This is a genomic window from Paenibacillus sp. J22P169 (genome assembly GCF_059691995.1).
Window position 1 is genome coordinate 155,454 of sequence record NZ_JCAUAO010000006.1, and the last position, 16,264, is coordinate 171,717.

Annotated in this window: 15 protein-coding genes and 1 pseudogene; 8 read left to right on the top strand and 8 right to left on the bottom strand. The window is 50.0% G+C overall.

Features of this window, described 5'->3' with window-relative positions; all coding sequences use genetic code 11:
- Nucleotides 1-7: 7 nt before the first annotated feature.
- Both AC58QG_RS24900 and AC58QG_RS24905 read right to left on the bottom strand, forming a co-directional pair.
- Nucleotides 8-1,426, bottom strand: a complete 1,419-nt coding sequence (locus AC58QG_RS24900; protein ID WP_497364800.1) for a sensor histidine kinase — start codon at nt 1,424-1,426, stop codon at nt 8-10.
- The gene (locus tag AC58QG_RS24905) at nt 1,420-2,124 is read right to left on the bottom strand and encodes a response regulator transcription factor (RefSeq protein WP_497364801.1); all 705 of its coding nucleotides are present in this window, start codon (nt 2,122-2,124) and stop codon (nt 1,420-1,422) included. Before AC58QG_RS24905 ends, AC58QG_RS24900 begins: the two co-directional genes overlap by 7 nt.
- 175 nt (nt 2,125-2,299) lie before the next feature.
- Between AC58QG_RS24905 and AC58QG_RS24910 the strand changes: the two genes are divergently transcribed.
- Nucleotides 2,300-2,650: a hypothetical protein gene (locus AC58QG_RS24910; RefSeq protein ID WP_497364802.1), complete on the top strand. Its 351-nt coding sequence runs from the start codon at nt 2,300-2,302 to the stop codon at nt 2,648-2,650.
- A gap of 119 nt (nt 2,651-2,769) precedes the next feature.
- On the opposite strand, the gene AC58QG_RS24915 is transcribed toward AC58QG_RS24910, so the two are convergent.
- Nucleotides 2,770-3,348 carry a histidine phosphatase family protein gene (locus AC58QG_RS24915; protein WP_497364803.1) on the bottom strand — a complete coding sequence of 193 codons (579 nt, stop codon included), beginning with the start codon at nt 3,346-3,348 and terminating at the stop codon, nt 2,770-2,772.
- A gap of 392 nt (nt 3,349-3,740) precedes the next feature.
- Entirely contained in the window at nt 3,741-5,414 is a 1,674-nt protein-coding gene (locus AC58QG_RS24920; RefSeq protein ID WP_497364804.1) for a glutamine--tRNA ligase/YqeY domain fusion protein, read from the bottom strand.
- Nucleotides 5,415-5,498: 84 nt separating this feature from the next.
- Between AC58QG_RS24920 and AC58QG_RS24925 the strand changes: the two genes are divergently transcribed.
- Nucleotides 5,499-6,728, top strand: coding sequence for an aminopeptidase (locus tag AC58QG_RS24925; RefSeq protein WP_497364805.1), 1,230 nt, complete (start codon nt 5,499-5,501; stop codon nt 6,726-6,728).
- Between the two features lie 87 nt (nt 6,729-6,815).
- On the opposite strand, the gene AC58QG_RS24930 is transcribed toward AC58QG_RS24925, so the two are convergent.
- Nucleotides 6,816-7,676: a YybI family spore inner coat protein gene (locus AC58QG_RS24930; RefSeq protein ID WP_497364806.1), complete on the bottom strand. Its 861-nt coding sequence runs from the start codon at nt 7,674-7,676 to the stop codon at nt 6,816-6,818.
- A 74-nt stretch (nt 7,677-7,750) separates the two neighbouring features.
- On the bottom strand, nt 7,751-9,196 hold the full coding sequence (locus tag AC58QG_RS24935) for an amidase family protein (protein WP_497364807.1): 1,446 nt from the start codon (nt 9,194-9,196) through the stop codon (nt 7,751-7,753).
- A 140-nt stretch (nt 9,197-9,336) separates the two neighbouring features.
- Between AC58QG_RS24935 and AC58QG_RS24940 the strand changes: the two genes are divergently transcribed.
- The 3 genes from AC58QG_RS24940 (at nt 9,337) to AC58QG_RS24950 (ending at nt 11,140) form a co-directional block, all read left to right on the top strand.
- Nucleotides 9,337-10,278 carry a helix-turn-helix transcriptional regulator gene (locus tag AC58QG_RS24940; RefSeq protein WP_497364808.1) on the top strand — a complete coding sequence of 314 codons (942 nt, stop codon included), beginning with the start codon at nt 9,337-9,339 and terminating at the stop codon, nt 10,276-10,278.
- 214 nt (nt 10,279-10,492) lie between these two features.
- Nucleotides 10,493-10,993: a DinB family protein gene (locus tag AC58QG_RS24945; protein WP_497364809.1), complete on the top strand. Its 501-nt coding sequence runs from the start codon at nt 10,493-10,495 to the stop codon at nt 10,991-10,993.
- Between the two features lie 18 nt (nt 10,994-11,011).
- Nucleotides 11,012-11,140: a hypothetical protein gene (locus AC58QG_RS24950; protein WP_497364810.1), complete on the top strand. Its 129-nt coding sequence runs from the start codon at nt 11,012-11,014 to the stop codon at nt 11,138-11,140.
- A 307-nt stretch (nt 11,141-11,447) separates the two neighbouring features.
- Here the strand turns inward: AC58QG_RS24950 and rpiA are convergent, their stop codons facing one another.
- The gene (gene rpiA / locus AC58QG_RS24955) at nt 11,448-12,110 is read right to left on the bottom strand and encodes a ribose-5-phosphate isomerase RpiA (protein ID WP_497364811.1); all 663 of its coding nucleotides are present in this window, start codon (nt 12,108-12,110) and stop codon (nt 11,448-11,450) included.
- Between the two features lie 112 nt (nt 12,111-12,222).
- Here rpiA and AC58QG_RS24960 point away from each other — a divergent pair.
- From AC58QG_RS24960 to AC58QG_RS24970, 3 genes and pseudogenes are all read left to right on the top strand, one after another.
- Nucleotides 12,223-13,110 (top strand): annotated as a pseudogene (locus tag AC58QG_RS24960) (SDR family oxidoreductase).
- Between the two features lie 100 nt (nt 13,111-13,210).
- Nucleotides 13,211-13,945: a DUF421 domain-containing protein gene (locus tag AC58QG_RS24965; protein WP_497364812.1), complete on the top strand. Its 735-nt coding sequence runs from the start codon at nt 13,211-13,213 to the stop codon at nt 13,943-13,945.
- A gap of 374 nt (nt 13,946-14,319) precedes the next feature.
- A complete protein-coding gene (locus tag AC58QG_RS24970; RefSeq protein ID WP_497364813.1) occupies nt 14,320-15,432 on the top strand; it encodes an ATP-binding protein in 1,113 nt (370 codons plus the stop codon).
- A gap of 103 nt (nt 15,433-15,535) precedes the next feature.
- Here AC58QG_RS24970 and AC58QG_RS24975 read toward each other — a convergent pair whose 3' ends face one another.
- Nucleotides 15,536-16,123, bottom strand: a complete 588-nt coding sequence (locus AC58QG_RS24975; RefSeq protein WP_497364814.1) for a TVP38/TMEM64 family protein — start codon at nt 16,121-16,123, stop codon at nt 15,536-15,538.
- Nucleotides 16,124-16,264: the final 141 nt, after the last annotated feature.

Here is a 16,264-nt window from a genome sequence, read left to right on the forward strand (position 1 = left end):
CCCATAGTTATGTCATAAGTTTGTCATGAGCGGACCTTTCTGCGATAGGCAAAAAGATTTTGAATACCGTCCCAGCCCCTGGCTGTGACTCCACACGCATGGTGCCCCCGTGAGCCTCAACGATGTGCTTACATATCGTCAGCCCCAGCCCCGCGCCAGAACGATTACGGCTTTCGTCCGCTTTGTAGAATCGATCAAAGACATACGGCAGCTTCTCCGGCGAGATGCCTTGCCCATGATCCCACACCTCAACCCAACGCTCCTGCCTGACAGCCTTCACCCGAATCCCCGCACGCGAGCCCTCTGGAATGTGGCTAATCGCATTATCCAGTAGGTTAATGAATACTTGTCTGAGCCGGTCTGCGTCAGCCTTAACGAGGTAGGGAGCCTCCGCATCAGCGCTGAGCTCGATCCCTTTGGCTTTCGCCTTCATCTTCAGTTGTGTCACGACGAGCCCAATCAGCTCAGGGAGATCAACGGCTTGCATATTCAACTTCACTTGCTTCTCCTCAAAAGAAGACAGCTCCAGCAGATCATCCACTAGACGGCTCAGGCGAAGTGTCTCCTGGAGGGAGATGTCGATGAATTCCTTCGCATCCTCTGGCTCCACAATGCCATCCGTGATACCCTGCAGCGAAGCCCGAATCGTCGTCAGCGGCGTACGTAACTCATGTGAAATTTCAGATAGGAATCGCTTGCGCCCTTCTTCGATCTTCTGCAGCTTACCTGCCATTCGATTCAGCGAACCCGACAACGAAGCGATTTCATCTTTGCCGCGCACTGGTACCCTGCCGCCAAAATCTCCGAGAGCCAGCGCCTCCGCTGTCTTACTCATCTGCTGAATCGGTTTCACAAAATGCCGTGACACAAAGTACAGAACGGCAATCGCCAGTAAGGCAACAACGAGGGCAGAGGCATAAATAGCGCGATTAATTTCATTAATCGTTCCCTGAATGTTTTCAATAGGCGTATACAGAAAAATAGCCCCAACGACACGACTGTCTTGCAGGACAGGACGCCCGACAATCAGCATTTTCACCTTGCTATTCGGAGTAAATGTACTCTTCACCGTCACTGGGTTACCGGAGAGCACCTTCTCCACCCAGCCCAGTCGAGCAGGAACTTCGCCCACAGCTTGGATTTTATCCAAGGTCGCTTTCGGGTGCTTGATGACCGATACACGCACATTTGACGTTTTCTCGATGGCACTAATTTGCTTGCGGAAATCCTTCTGTGCCGTCGAATTATCGAACAGATCCTTCGCCAGCTCCTCCACTTGCTCCACCTTCTCCAGAAGAAGCTTCTCACTTCGTTCATACGTCTTCTGTTTCATCGTATAGCCAATCGTTCCGGAAATCGCCAAAATCGATACCACTGTAATAGAAATATAGATAAATAATAGCTTGCTATAAAAGGAATTCAGCATGCACCAGGCCCCTCAAACTTGTACCCGACTCCCCACACGGTGCGGATGCTCCAGTCCTCTTTCCGCTCCGTGAGTGCCGAAAGCTTCTGTCTTAACCGTTTAATATATAAATCAACGACGCGATCTTCCCCCTCGAAATCCCACCCCCAGATCTTGGCGATCAGATCCTCACGCGTGAACACTTGATTCGGATTCCGTACGAAAAACAGGAGCAGCTCGTACTCTTTCTTCGGTAGGGGCACTACTTGCCCTTCAACAGTCACTTCATGGCCCACGCTGTCCACGCGCAAGCTGCCGATCTCATAGATATGTGCCGCTGGCATAACTTGCGTACGAAGCACCGTTCGACGAAGAATCGACGATACACGTGCGACCAACTCGTTCGGGTCAAACGGCTTCACTAGATAGTCGTCGGCTCCCATCCGCAAACCCTCCACGCGCTCATCCACGTGGCCCCTTGCCGTTAGCATCAGAATCGGCACATCGCTCTGCGCGCGAATAGCCTGACAGACCGACCAACCGTCGCGCTTCGGCAGCATAATGTCCAGCACGATGAGATCTGGCTGCAATTCCTTGAACCTCGTGAGCGCCTGCTCGCCATCGTTCGCGGTCGCTACTTCGTAGCCGTTTTTTTCCAGGTAAAGCTTCGTAATTTTACATATATTCAAATCGTCATCTACGACTAAGACCAATGTCACTTGTGCGCACGCTCCTTATGTACGGTTCATCCCCTTTATTTTACAGGATAATTGTGAACAAACTATTTATTTCTTAGCGTCCTTCACACATTTTTTACTCATGTAGGGGAATTTCCTATCGGGCAACCCCCTTCTTGCATCTACTAGAATCAGAGAATATAAGGAGGTGAAATCAATGACTAACAAACTTCTACTCCCTAGCTCCGTAGATAGAGGCCAAGGTAAAGCTGTTCATCGTATCGCAGCGAAGCTCAAACCCACTCAAAGCTTGACTAGATTTACAGTCCTTTGGGTTAACAACGCAGGCGTTCCCTTCAACACAACCGGCTTTACTTGCCAAGCACGCACATTGGGTGGAGCCCTTATAGCTACAGTTAGATTCGACAGCTTTGGGACAGCCATTTTCAGAAACATCTTCACACCAACAAATAGAACGCTTGTCATCCGTACTTTTGACCGGAATGGCGTCCTGTTCCGTACACGCACAGTTCCAGCCCGTGTCTCTGCCTACGCGATTATTGGTTAATGTAAAGAAAACGTTAAAACAGAGCAATCCTTCAGCTACCATCGGCTGGGGATTGCTCTGTTTTTCTAGTTAAATGTCGTAGCTCAAATCTAGTAAGGCCATCAATTGTGACGCCATTTCTATTCACGGTGTTCCCATAGTCTTGTTACTTCCTCTAATACGAGGTCATTAAATTCCATCTTATAAATATCAGGTTTCATAGTTTGCGTCAAGAAATCGAATCCATATGTTGCATCAAAATGATTCATCATTAATGTCATCACATTACCATGCGTGCCAATGGCTATTTTCTTACCTTTATTTTCTTCTAAGATATTTCTCAATACGACCACTGCTCTTTGCTGGCAGACTCTATTAGACTCTCCACCTGGATAGGCATAATCAAAGTCATCAAACATCTGCTGCATCTCAGACATAAACACTTCTTTCGGAATCGGATCCTCTTCTCTAGAAAAATGTCTTTCCCTTAGATCTTCAATTATCTTTATCTCTTGTTCTAGTTCTTTAGCCAACCCCTCTAAGGTTAGATTTGCTCGCGCATAAGGGCTTGATATCAGCATGTTGATTCCCTCAGCTTTTAGTATCCTTGTGATTTCTTCAGCATGCAATTTCCCTTTTGGGGTAAGCCCTCTAGTTCTTTCATTTCCTTCTGTATAGGGTGATTCCGCGTGCCTAACCATATATATCGTCGTCTTCATATAAGCCTCCTCTAATTGCTTACAAATATTCCCTTGTATGCATTCGAGAATGGCTTTAGATCTCCTGCACGAAAACATAGATGTGGTCGCTTACTTCCTTAAATGCTACACTCGCATCGAAGGAAAACTGCAAATAGGCATCCTTTTTCAAATCAATCCCCTAGGTAGCAGTATATGCCTGCAAAAATACATCCTTTTCCCCATCAATACACCAATTTCGCATATTTGCATCTTTCCCACCTTTTTCACTCAAAAGGCCCTACAAAGGTTGCACTTTTGCATTTTTGCAGGTTTTACGAGCTGAAAATATAGTCCCCTGTATTGCGGGGCATGAGATAAGCCAAAACCCCCCAAGCATCCGCTAGGGGGGTTCAACTATTTATAGCTGTTCGTTACACCACGAACGAGCTTTTCAACGATACGATCAAGTTGAACACCAGATGATCCGGTGTTGTGTACTTCGGATCTACGTTAAAGTAGCCGTGGCGGAAGAACTGGAACTTGTCATGTGGGTTCGCGCTCTTCATGTTGTCTTCGACGAAGCCTTGCACGATTTGCAAGGAGTTCGGGTTCAAGTTCTCAAGGAACGATGCTCCTTCTTCGCCTTCCTCATCGTCCAAAATCAAAGGCTCATACAAGCGGAATTCCGCTGGTACAGCGCTTTTCGCATCCACCCAGTGGATGGTGCCTTTGACTTTACGGCCGGTGAAGCCGCTGCCGCTTTTCGTCTCAACATCATAGGTGCAGTGCAACTCAACAACGTTGCCATCGGCATCCTTGATAAAGTCGTTGCACTTGATGAAGTAGGCGTTTTTCAAGCGCACTTCGTTGCCAGGGAAAAGACGGAAATACTTAGCCGGCGGATTTTCCATGAAATCGTCTTGCTCGATGTAGATCTCGCGGGAGAACGGAATCATGCGATTGCCCATTTCCGGATTCTCAGAGTTGTTCTCCGCTTCCAGCATCTCCACTTGATCCTCTGGATAGTTGGTGATGACGACTTTGAGCGGATTCAGCACGCCCATCGTGCGCATCGCCTTCAGCTTCAAATCCTCACGGATGAAGTGATCCAGCATTTTCGCATCGACAACGCTATAGCTGCGGGCCACGCCGATTTCGCGAGCGAAATTGCGGATGGATTCCGCTGTGTAGCCTCTGCGACGAAGCCCAGAGATGGTTGGCATCCGCGGATCGTCCCAACCGTCAACGGCTTTCTCGTCGACGAGCTGTTTAAGCTTTCTTTTGCTCATCACGGTATTCGTTAAGTTCAAACGTGCAAATTCATATTGTCTCGGCACATTCGGCATCTCACACTCACGAATGACCCAGTCGTAGAATGGACGTTGATCTTCAAATTCCAGTGTACAAATGGAGTGCGTAACGCCCTCGATCGCATCCTCTAACGGGTGCGCGTAAGCGTACATCGGATAGATGCACCAAGCGTCTCCCGTATTATGGTGATGCGCATGTACAACGCGGTAAATAATCGGATCACGGAAGTTGATATTCGGTGAGGACATATCGATTTTGGCGCGAAGCACGCGCTCCCCATCCTTGAACTCGCCAGCACGCATGCGCTCAAACAAAGCAAGATTCTCTTCTACCGTACGGTCACGGTGAGGGCTGTTCGTTCCCGGTTGTGTCAGTGTTCCACGCGTTTCACGGATTTCATCCGCTGTTTGGTCGTCCACGAAAGCCAAGCCTTTGCGAATCAACACAAGCGCACGTTGGTACATTTCCTCGAAATAATCCGATGCAAAGAACAAGCCATCCCACTCAAAGCCGAGCCAAGCGACATCTGCCTTAATGGATTCCACGTATTCGGTATCTTCCTTAACGGGATTCGTATCGTCAAATCGCAGGTTCGTTCTTCCTTTGAATTCATCCGCTAACTCAAAATTAAGACAGATCGATTTCGCATGTCCTATATGAAGGTAACCGTTCGGCTCCGGGGGAAAACGGGTCACGATCTGACTAACTTTGCCTGATTTCAAATCTTCGTTTACAATGTTCTTAATGAAATTAGAGGGTGTACCTGCAGTTGCTACTGTACTCTTCGTTTCCATATGTGCCCAGCCTTTCTCCCACGGGTTAAAGTTTTATTTTCTATCATACACTAAATGGTACTCAAATATAAAGGAGCCAATGAGATGGAATCATTCGAGCATTACTTAGATCAATACGCGGAGCTTGCCATACGCGTCGGATTAAATGTACAAAAGGGTCAAACCGTCGTCATCTCAACGCCAATATCGTGTGCAGATTTCGTTCGCAAGCTGGCGCAGAAGGCCTATGACGTTGGTGCTAAGGATGTCGTCGTGGACTGGGATGACGACGTAGTGAAGGCGCTTCGACTGAAGCACGCACCTGAAGATACTCTTCAGACCTACCCTGCATGGCGCGCTACCGGGATGGAAGAGATGGCAAAGGAAGGCGCAGCGTTCCTGTCCATTTACGCGCCTAACTCGGATTTACTCAAAGATATCGATCCAGCTCGTGTCGCGATGTCCAGCAAAGCAGCAGCTACGGCTCGAGCAGGCTACCTGAACTATACACGCAGTAACAAAGTCAACTGGCTTATGGTTTCCTACCCAACACCTGAATGGTCAGCGAAGGTATTCCCGAATTTAGACGAGGCCGAGCGGGTTCAGAAGCTTTGGGAGCAAATTTTCAAACTGACGCGTGCTGATCTAGCCGATCCTGTGACGGCATGGAAAGAACATATCGGCACCTTGACGGCGAAGCAGAACCTGCTTAACAACAAGAAGTTCAAGCAGCTGCATTTCCAAGGACCAGGTACAGACCTGTACATAGAGCTAGCACCCAAGCATCTATGGGTAGCCGCAGGCAGTGAATCCGAGAAGGGCATTTTCTTCGTGCCGAACATCCCGACAGAAGAAGTGTTCACGATGCCAGCACGCAACGGAACGAATGGTACGGTTCGCAGCACCCTGCCGCTGAGCTACCAAGGCTCGTTGATCGATGGCTTCAGCCTAACCTTCAAGGATGGCCGCGTCGTCGAAGCGACAGCAGAAGTTGGTCAAGAAGTGCTCAACAATATGCTCAATATGGATGAAGGCGCTCGTTATCTAGGCGAGGTTGCCCTCGTGCCTTACGACTCGCCGATTTCGCAATCGGGCCTCATCTATTACAATACGCTGTTTGACGAAAATGCGTCCTGTCACGTCGCACTCGGTAATTCCTACCCGTTCACCATTGAGGGTGGAACGGCAATGAGCCCCGAGGAACTGGCTGAAAACGGCTATAACAAGAGTTTAATCCATGTGGACTTCATGATTGGATCCAAGGATATGGCAATTGACGGTATAATGGCAGATGGATCCCGTGAGCCGCTATTCCGCAATGGGAACTGGGCATAAGGCCGAACGAACGCCCCTGCATAACGTATAAAGACCGCTCGTACTTGGAGATCTCTCCGAGTATAAGCGGTCTTTTTGTCTCGTCGACTAGTCCTCGTCTACCGGATACGGTGTGCGCATCATACCGGTATTCAAGGTTTGCACCACGGCCGCCTCTTTCAGCTTCCACTTGCCCTTGTGCCATCTCCATACCGAGGTGACATAGCCGAGCGTATCCGCATTGGCGATACCCGTGATGCGTTGAACACCCTTCAACTCACAGAATCCATCCCGATCCACATCGATTGGCTTCAGCAAGCTGTAAGCATCCACATTCACGATGAATGGTTTCACAATCTTCCCTTGGTTGTAAATACCAAATTGCTCGTAACTATCCTTCCGATCTGCAATGTCGAGGGTGAAGGATTTACCGGTCTCCTCGATTTTCATCTTCACCTTATAGTTATTCTTAAAGGTCGCATTAACATGCAGCGGCTCCGGCATCGGGATCGCGGTGGGCACGTTATTTTTGAGCGAATAGATGTAATTCGAAGTGAAACCGCCACTGCCGCCCGTATCGGAAGTCACATAGATCTGAGGCAGCTTGTCGTGGATAAAATCACAAAAGTCCATCTTCGGGTTATACCCGCCCTCCAGCGGAATCACGACCTGTGCCTGACCCTGTCCGACGACGGAGATAAACAGCTTGTCATAATAGGGACTGTTCAAGTCCGATTTCAGACCGACGAGGGAGACGATCTCGAATTTGCCATCGCCCGTGACATCAATCTCACGCGTTTGGATCAGCTGGCCCTGGCCGCTCTGCGGGGGTGTTAGTTGTGATGAGGGCGGAGGCACCGTTTGAGTGAAGGCATCTGCCGATCCACTTAACCCTAAAGCGCCGCTTAAGATTATACCGATGGCTGCTATGCGCAGCGGGATTGTAACGCTTTTTCTAAACCGAGACATTGTTCGCACTTCCCATCATGGAATTGAATTCGGTTTATTATTTCAAATTTTTCCATGGGGTATGCGGAAAACAATTACAAAAGAGGCGGTTTGCGGTAATGAGTCGCCTGCTCGAACCCAAACGCAAGCTTAATCAACGTCGGCTCACTGAAAGCTCCTGCAGCAAACATGACGCCCATAGGTCCTTTACTTGTGTAACCAGCGGGTACAATTAGCAGTGGATAGCCTGCCCTGGCAGCGAGATCCTCGCCTTCATCTTTTGGAAAGAACAACGCATCAAGTTGATACGTTTGGAGAGCATGATCAATCCCTTGTTGCCGGGTAAGCTCTCTGTAAGTATGAAGACTTGCCAAATAAGTTTCTTCCGTTAGCGTTCCCTTGGCGTCCTCCGACCAAATCAGCGTATCCTGCCCATAGGCCAACGCCTTATCCGCATGTGCTTCATTGAACGCAATGACCTCCTGCAACGAGTGTACGGGAGTCTTGGACGGATCTAGCTTTCCGAGATAGGCATTGAGATCTCTTTTGAACTCGTAGAGCAGCACATCATAGTTCCAGACAGCATCTTGGCAAGGAAGATTCACATCATCTATCACGATCGCGCCCTCGTCGCGCAAAACCTGAATAGCCTGCTCCGCAATCTGCCGTTCTTCCTCATCCAACTGCTGATAATACCAACGTGGAATCCCTATTCTGGCTTGCTGAAGCCCTCGGCGGTCGAGATATGAGGTATAATCCCGATGGCCTTGTCCCTCACTAGCTAGACTATGTGCATCCGAAGCATCCACACCTGTCATCGCGCCAAGCAACACAGCCGCATCGCTCACCGTTCGCGTCATCGGCCCCGGCGTGTCCTGACTGCTAGAAAGCGGGATAATGCCTGAACGGCTTAACAAACCTACGGTTGGCTTCAAGCCTACAAGACTGTTATGACCTGCTGGATTGACGATAGATCCTGACGTCTCCGTGCCAATCGCTCCCGCTGCAAAGCCCGCCGCAACCGCCGCACCTGACCCCGAACTGGAGCCGCCAACCTCAAATCTACCCGGCCCGTAAGGGTTCACCACTTGTCCGCCTCGTGAGCTGTAACCCGAGGGCATCGCAACTGCCATGAAATTCGCCCATTCCGTCATATTGACTTTGCCGAGCAGCACCGCACCAGTCTCACGCAGTTTGCCCACTATATAAGCATCTTCTGCCGCCACAAACTCAGCTAAACAGATCGACCCTGCACTGGTGTGCATGCGATCTTCCGTTTGAATATTATCTTTGAGCAAAATAGGAATCCCATGCAGAGGACCCCGACATCCACTTTCTTCACGCTCTCGATCTAATGCTTCAGCAATCTCTAGCGCATCTGGATTTAACTCCAGCACCGCATTAATCTTGCCATTGTAGGCTTCGATACGCCCAGTATAGTACGCAACCAACTCTACCGAGCTGATTTCCCGTCGTTCCATCGCAAGCTGAAGTGTTTGTATATCCACATTTGCCATAAATTCGTCTGATATAAGCGTCATTACCAACAGCCACCCTTCCACTATTCATGCTACACTAATTCCCTAGGCTTTCCGTTTTACCTTCGTGGGCTACAAAGGATTTTCATCGGCACAATCGAATCCTTTAAGAAGAATATGACCAGAAGCAATGAGGTGTTTTTTTGAAAATAGATCGTTTACTCGCCATCACCATGCTGCTGCTCAATCGTCGACGCATTAGCGCCAAAGAGCTTTCCGAACGTTTCGAGGTGTCTTTGCGCACTATTTATCGGGATGTGGAAGCCATTAACCTAGCTGGAATTCCCGTCGTTTCTTATGCAGGACTCAGCGGTGGTTACGAAATTATGGACCAATATCGGCTCGACCGCCAGTTTCTGTCCTTGGAGGAACTGCAATCCATCATCATCGGACTCAAAGGGATTCGCGCTTCTGTCGGCGACCAAGAAATCAGCAATTTGCTGGATAAAGTTGGTGCACTCGTCGCCAAATCCGAGCAACCCGCTGCAGCGCAACTAGGTAACCAGCTCATCCTCGACATGAATCCATGGCGGAATGGCCATCAAGATACGGAGCAGCTTACAGTTCTGCGAACTGCCATTAAGGAGACAAGGCTCGTCACCTTTTCTTATCTTTCATCGCAAAGCGAATCGACGGTGCGAACCGTTGAGCCCATGGGCATCGTCGTCAAAGGCTTCGGCTGGTATCTGTACGGATACTGCTTGCTGCGTGAGGATTTTCGAGTATTCCGGTTATCCCGTATGCATAACGTCGAGATGCAGCCCCAAACCTTCGAACGCAAACAAGAAACGCTGGAGCAGCTTGATTATCGCCGGGGCAAAAGAGACCCTTCCACCCTCATTACGCTCGTGCTGCATGCACAGCCGAATATCAGGGCGAAGATTGAAGACTACTTCCGCCCTGAGCATGTCACCATCCAGACCGACGGAACACTGATGGTAAAAGCCATGCAGCCGGATGAGCCTTGGCTGCACAGCATGCTGCTCGGCTATGGTCCCAGCCTGCGCATTCTAGAACCTGCGCATATCGCAGCCGTTGTCAAAGAGATGGCCGAAAAAATTGTTGCCCTCTATTCGACTCACTGACACTCTGTTGTCAGTGAAGTTTGTCTATACTGAGGATATGAGGTGTGCATATCAACCAAGAGCAAGAACCTATATGAAACTCTGCCCCTGCTGACGACGTATCCATACAGGAATGCCATGCTTACGATGCCAGTTTGTTCTGGCGAAAAAACCAAAGCTTATGCTTACGATGCCAGTTTTTTCTGGCGAAAAAACTTTGAGGAGGACAACCCCCATGTTCAAAATGATTGAAGATTTCGCAACCGAATACACCCAAGAAGCAAAAGCCACCCAGCGCGTGCTGGATGTCCTAACGGATGCTTCACTTGCCCAAAAAATCACGCCTGAACTTCGTTCGCTCGGACAAATTGCTTGGCATATCGCGACAACGGTTCACGAAATGCTGTCTCGCACAGGGCTGACATTCGCCGCCCCTGAAGGAGAAGAGCTTGCTCCCGCTTCTGCTCAAACCATCGCTGACACCTACCGCTCCTCCGCTGCCGCAGCCATCGAAGCCATTCGCGCGCAATGGACAGACGCGAAGCTGACCGAAACTAGCGACATGTACGGTGATCAGTGGCCTAATGGGCTCACCTTGCGCATCCTCATCTCCCATGAAATTCACCATCGCGGTGAAATGATCGTGCTGATGCGCCAAGCTGGACTGATCGTACCGGACATTTATGGACCTACACGGGATAGTTGGATTGGTATGGGGATGCAGCCGTTGGTATAGGTGATGCCCTTAGGCAGCTTGGAAGTGGAAGTGGAAGCAGCTGCAATCGCAGACGCAGGCGGAACACCATTATATACACTTGACTTGCCTGCACCTGCACTACTCCACTCTCACAGCTCCTCCGTCCATCGGCGGAGTTACAAGTAGAATAGATGGATTTTCTGTAGTTAATTTCGTTGAGATCATCGTCATTTGGCTAATAACTGGATTTCCTCCAGCTAATCTAAAGCATTCTAGCCAGAATGGCGCCTAATGGCCGAAATAACGGGAGGTTTTCCAGTTAAACTGCGATTTGGTTGAAATACGTCGGAATTAGCTGGAGGTTTTCCAGTTAATTCTTAAATCTAGACGATCGAGACATCCAAATCTCGTTCAAATTTAGAAAGAGTTGTCCCCTCAAGTCATCATAGACATGTGGGACAACTCTTTTTTGCTTATTAGGCGTGCTATTCTCCTACAACCTCTCCACCGAACCATCCTTATACCCCACGATCACCTGGCTCGCCATCCCAACAAAAAGTCCATTCTCCACAACACCGGGAATCCCGTTGATTGCCTGATGAAGCTCAGCAGGGTTAGGGATGCTGCCAAAGTGACAATCGATGATGTAATTCCCGTTGTCCGTCACATATGGCTGATTGTCAGCAACTCTAACTTTGGGCTCGCAGCCAAGCGCTTGGAGCTTGCGGATCGTCAGTTCATAGCCAAACTTTACAACCTCAACAGGAAGAGGAAAGACGCCAAGCCGCTCAACGACTTTGCTTTCATCTACGACCACGATCAGCTTCTTACTTGAAAAAGCAACGATCTTTTCCCGCAGCAGTGCGCCTCCCCCGCCTTTGATTAAGTGCCAAGCTGGATCGACTTCGTCGGCCCCATCGATCGTGACATCAATTTCTGAGATATCTGCAAAAGGAATCATCGGGATACCCAGCTCCTTGGCCAAATCCTCGGACGCTACTGAGGTGGCAACTGCCTGAATGTGCAGGCCATTTTGCACCCTAACTCCAAGACCTTGAATCGCCCAATATGCCGTTGAACCCGTCCCCAAACCAACAATCATCCCATCTTGGATGTCCTTTATAGCTAACTCTGCTGCTGCTTTTTTCGCTTCCACTTGTGCACGCTCCTCACTTCCACTGATCGGAATTCTATCTAACTATTTTAACACAAAAAGGAAAACCCAACGGGGCATCGTTCGGTCAGTATTGTATGCGTAGATTCGTCTCATGGGCTATACTGGAATAAAAAGGAGGCGATCCTCGTTGCAAAATAAAACGGTACTCGTCACCGGTGCTAACTCCGGTATGGGCCTTGCCACAACGGTGGCACTGGCCAAGCTTGGCGCCAACGTCATCATGCTCTGCCGCAGCCGACAAAGAGGCGAGCAGGCGCTCGCCGAAGCCCGCCGCCAGAGCGGCTCTGCGCACATCGAGCTGATGCTGTGCGACCTGGCGTCGCTTGCGAGCATTCGCGCCTTCGCGGCGGCGTTTCTGGCTAAGCACGATGTACTCGACGTGCTCGTGAACAACGCAGGCGTCGTCACCGTGAAGCGGCAAACCACTGCAGATGGCTTCGAGGCTATGATGGGTGTCAACCATCTCGGTCACTTCCTGCTGACCCAGCTTCTGCTGGACGCTATGATCCGCTCTCCACAGGGGCGGATCGTCAATGTCTCTTCCGGCGCCCACAAAATCGGGCGCATCGATTGGGCGAACCCTCACCTGCAGCGAGGGTTCCGGGTCTGGAACGGATACGCCCAGTCGAAGCTGGCGAATATCCTGTTCACCCGCGAGCTCTCGAAGCGGCTCGCAGGCACTTCGGCCACGGCCAATTCGCTCCATCCGGGAGCCGTGGCCACGGACATCGGTGTCGATCGCGACACCGGGTTTGGGAAGGCCGTGCATGCGATGATGCGGCCGTTTTTCTTGACGCCGGCGCAAGGCGCGGATACGGCGGTGTACCTCGCCACGAGCGCGGACGTGCAGGCGGTCAGCGGCTAGTACTTCTACAGGCGGGCGATTGCGCCTGTTTCCGCCCGAGCGAAGGACGACGCGTTAGCTCGTCAGCTCTGGGCGTGGAGCGAGGAGCAAGTCGGACTAACCGGCGGTGCGTAATGGGCATTGGGGCTTACTCCCCCGCAAACGACGGATAGCTCATCAAATATAAGGGTACGTTATAGGGAGCATTTACCTTATGTTCGGAGTGTGACGCCCCTTGGACTTCTTTCGCAGTCAAGAATCACTAACCACCATGCAGTGGATTTTACGTGCCATTGTAGGCTACTTTTTCCTGCTTATCACCGCCAAAGCATTAGGCCAACGTTCCATCTCCCAGCTGCGTTTTCTCGATTTCGTTATAGCACTCATTCTAGGCAATATTATGGCGCATCCACTTTCTGACGAGCACTTAGCTTTAAAAGGCTCCATGATCACGACCCTTGCGCTCGTGGTGCTCTATCTCCTAACTTCTTGGCTGAGCTTAAAATGGAACTTCCTCAAGCATCTCTTTGAGCCGTCACCACTGACGCTTATTGAACACGGAAAGCTTCGCATGGGCGGCCTGCGCAAAGCCAAAATCTCAGTCGACCATCTCTTCTCTGAGCTCCGTAAACAACAAGTTGAGGATATTGAGAAGGTTGCGCTCGCTCTCTGGGAGCCTGGCGGGATGGTTTCCGTATTCCTTGAGCCGCAGCATCAAACGGTGACGGCCAAAGATATGGCAATCCCCAGCGACCCTTTCTCCCTCGTGAAGCCACTGATCATACAGGGTGCCTATGATAAAAAGCTGCTCGCGCAGCAGGGAAAAGATCTCGCTTGGTTGGAGACGCAGATGCAAGCGGCACATGCCCAACTCGAGCATGTCGTTCTCGCAACGATCGACGATCAAGACCAAATCCGCGTGTACAAGGAATTGGAAACGCCTCAGAAAGACGAATTGACGCTGCATTAAGCGTTGCTTCGTCTTTTTTCGAGTCGGGGGTCGGGGTTGTAGGCCTCTCCCTTCCTTCTAGGTCCCACTTGCAGACACAGCCATTAGATGGATTTTCTACAGTTAATTTCCGCGCTTATCGCCATTTCCCTGAACTAAATGGAAAAGCTCCAGTTATTTTCACCAATTCCCCTAATTTCGGGCTCAATGCCCGAAATTAACTGTACCTTTTCCAACTACTCTACCAACAGTAGGATTCTCCGCAAATTTAGCTGCATAAAATCCAGTTATTTTCAAAATACCCCCTCATTCCGTGCCCTTCCCCCTACCCTTGGACAACCCTATTATGTTATTATGTAATTACGTAATTAAATAATTTATATGAGGTGATCCTTTTGACCACAACACGGGATTATGGCACCGAGCTAGATGCTTTGCAAATACAAATGAACCAACTGGGGCAGCTGGTTCAGCAATTATTGAAACGGGATGCGCAGGAGCATTCCCCTATTTTCTCACACGCCCAAGAGACCCCCGCTTCCGCAGAGCTAGGCCGTTTATTTTATGCTGGGCAGTATCGGGGAGAGAATGCAAGCTACCGCTGGGAGCCGCAGGACAAAGATGTCAGTCAACTACTTCAACTTGATGGCGATAAAGCATCCAAAGTGCTAGGGGCGCTTGCGCATAAGCAGCGTTTGGATATTTTGCGACTAGTGTTACAAGAGCCGCTTACGGGGCCTGAGCTTGTGGAACGCTTGAATATGGGAACAACGGGTCAGCTCTATCATCATATGAAAGCCTTGGTTGGCGCGGATTTGCTCGTGCAAGAAGAGCGAGGCGGAACGTATGCGATCCCGGGACATCGCGTACTCCCTCTTTTATTACTGCTGGCAGCCGCTTCGGATCTGATGGATACAACAGACTACATCGCAATGACGGAGGCACGGACGAATGCTCCCGCCTACCTAGGCGGTGCTGATGATGCCTACAACCCGCACCTGCTGCTCTGGGCAGTCGTGGAGAACAGCCTTTTAGAGCACCAGCATGGCACGTGTACGGAGCTTAGTCTCATTTTGCATGAAGATGGCAGTATAACAGTCTCGGATAATGGTCGTGGCATTCCTGTTCAGGCTTTGCCTGGTGCAGAATTGCCTCGTGTTCAGTCTGTTCTGACGGATATGAACCACCTTCGCGGAAGCGCCCTGTTCTTCGCACCTAACAGCGAGAAAGGCATCAGCATGCCGGTCGTCAACGCACTGTCCCTCAAGCTTTCTGTTACGATCAAGCGGGATGGGCTCGTTTATCAGCAGTACTATAAGCATGGCATCCCTCAGAGCGAAGTCCATACAGTGGGTGTGACCAAGGAGACCGGAACGAGTGTTACTTTTTTGCCGGATCGGGCCATTTTCGGCCGGTCGTTTGACCTCAGTCTGATCCAACAACAAGCAGTTGAGCTTGCAGCCAACTATCCCGATTTAACACTTCACGTGTTGAGCGATTCTAAATAATTTTGCCTACATGATACAAATGACCCCGCCACAGCTAAGACAGCGGCACCCACGTGTTGGGAACCGATATCCATTGCTGCGAGGCGGGGTCAACTTGTTAATATCACATAAACCGCTTCTCTACTTTTTTGCTAATCACCAGTGAAATACCAATGAATAAGGCCACATAAATAAGCTCATACGGATTGTTTACGAACCTCTTCAAATCATAGCCAATAAAGCTAACGGACATGACCATCACCGCTTTCCCCGCTGCAACCGCCACGAGGAATGATCGAAAACGCATCCGCACCAGCCCAGCAGCCATATTAATGACCACAAAGGGTCCTAGAGGAAATAAACTAAGGATAAAGACATAATTGAACGCTTGGCGCCGCGCCCAGTTGAGGCTTTTTTGGACTTTCGGTTTCTGCGACCAACGCACGAGATAAGGGTGGCCAGCCACCTTTTTCACAATCGCAAACGTCACCAAGCAACCGCACACAATTCCTATCCACGAGTAGAGAAAGCCGAGCCACAGCCCATAAACTGTCGCGTTCACACTAATGATCACCAGTGTTGGGAGTGGTGGAATGAAGGATTTCATAAAGGGAAGCAGCAGTCCCGGCAGCGGACCGAATGAGCGGTACTTGTCCAAAATCAGCATCAGATTCTCTTCGGTTAAATAAGATAAGAGCTCTTTGATATCCATATGGCGTGAAAAGTCGACAACCTTCGACCTTTCCTCTCCTCTCGTTCATATGGCACGATTATAGCATGACGGCCCCAATCCGCGCACGGCGAAGCACAAACAAGCTGACACCGGATGCAACCAGTATCAGCTTGGGTTTCG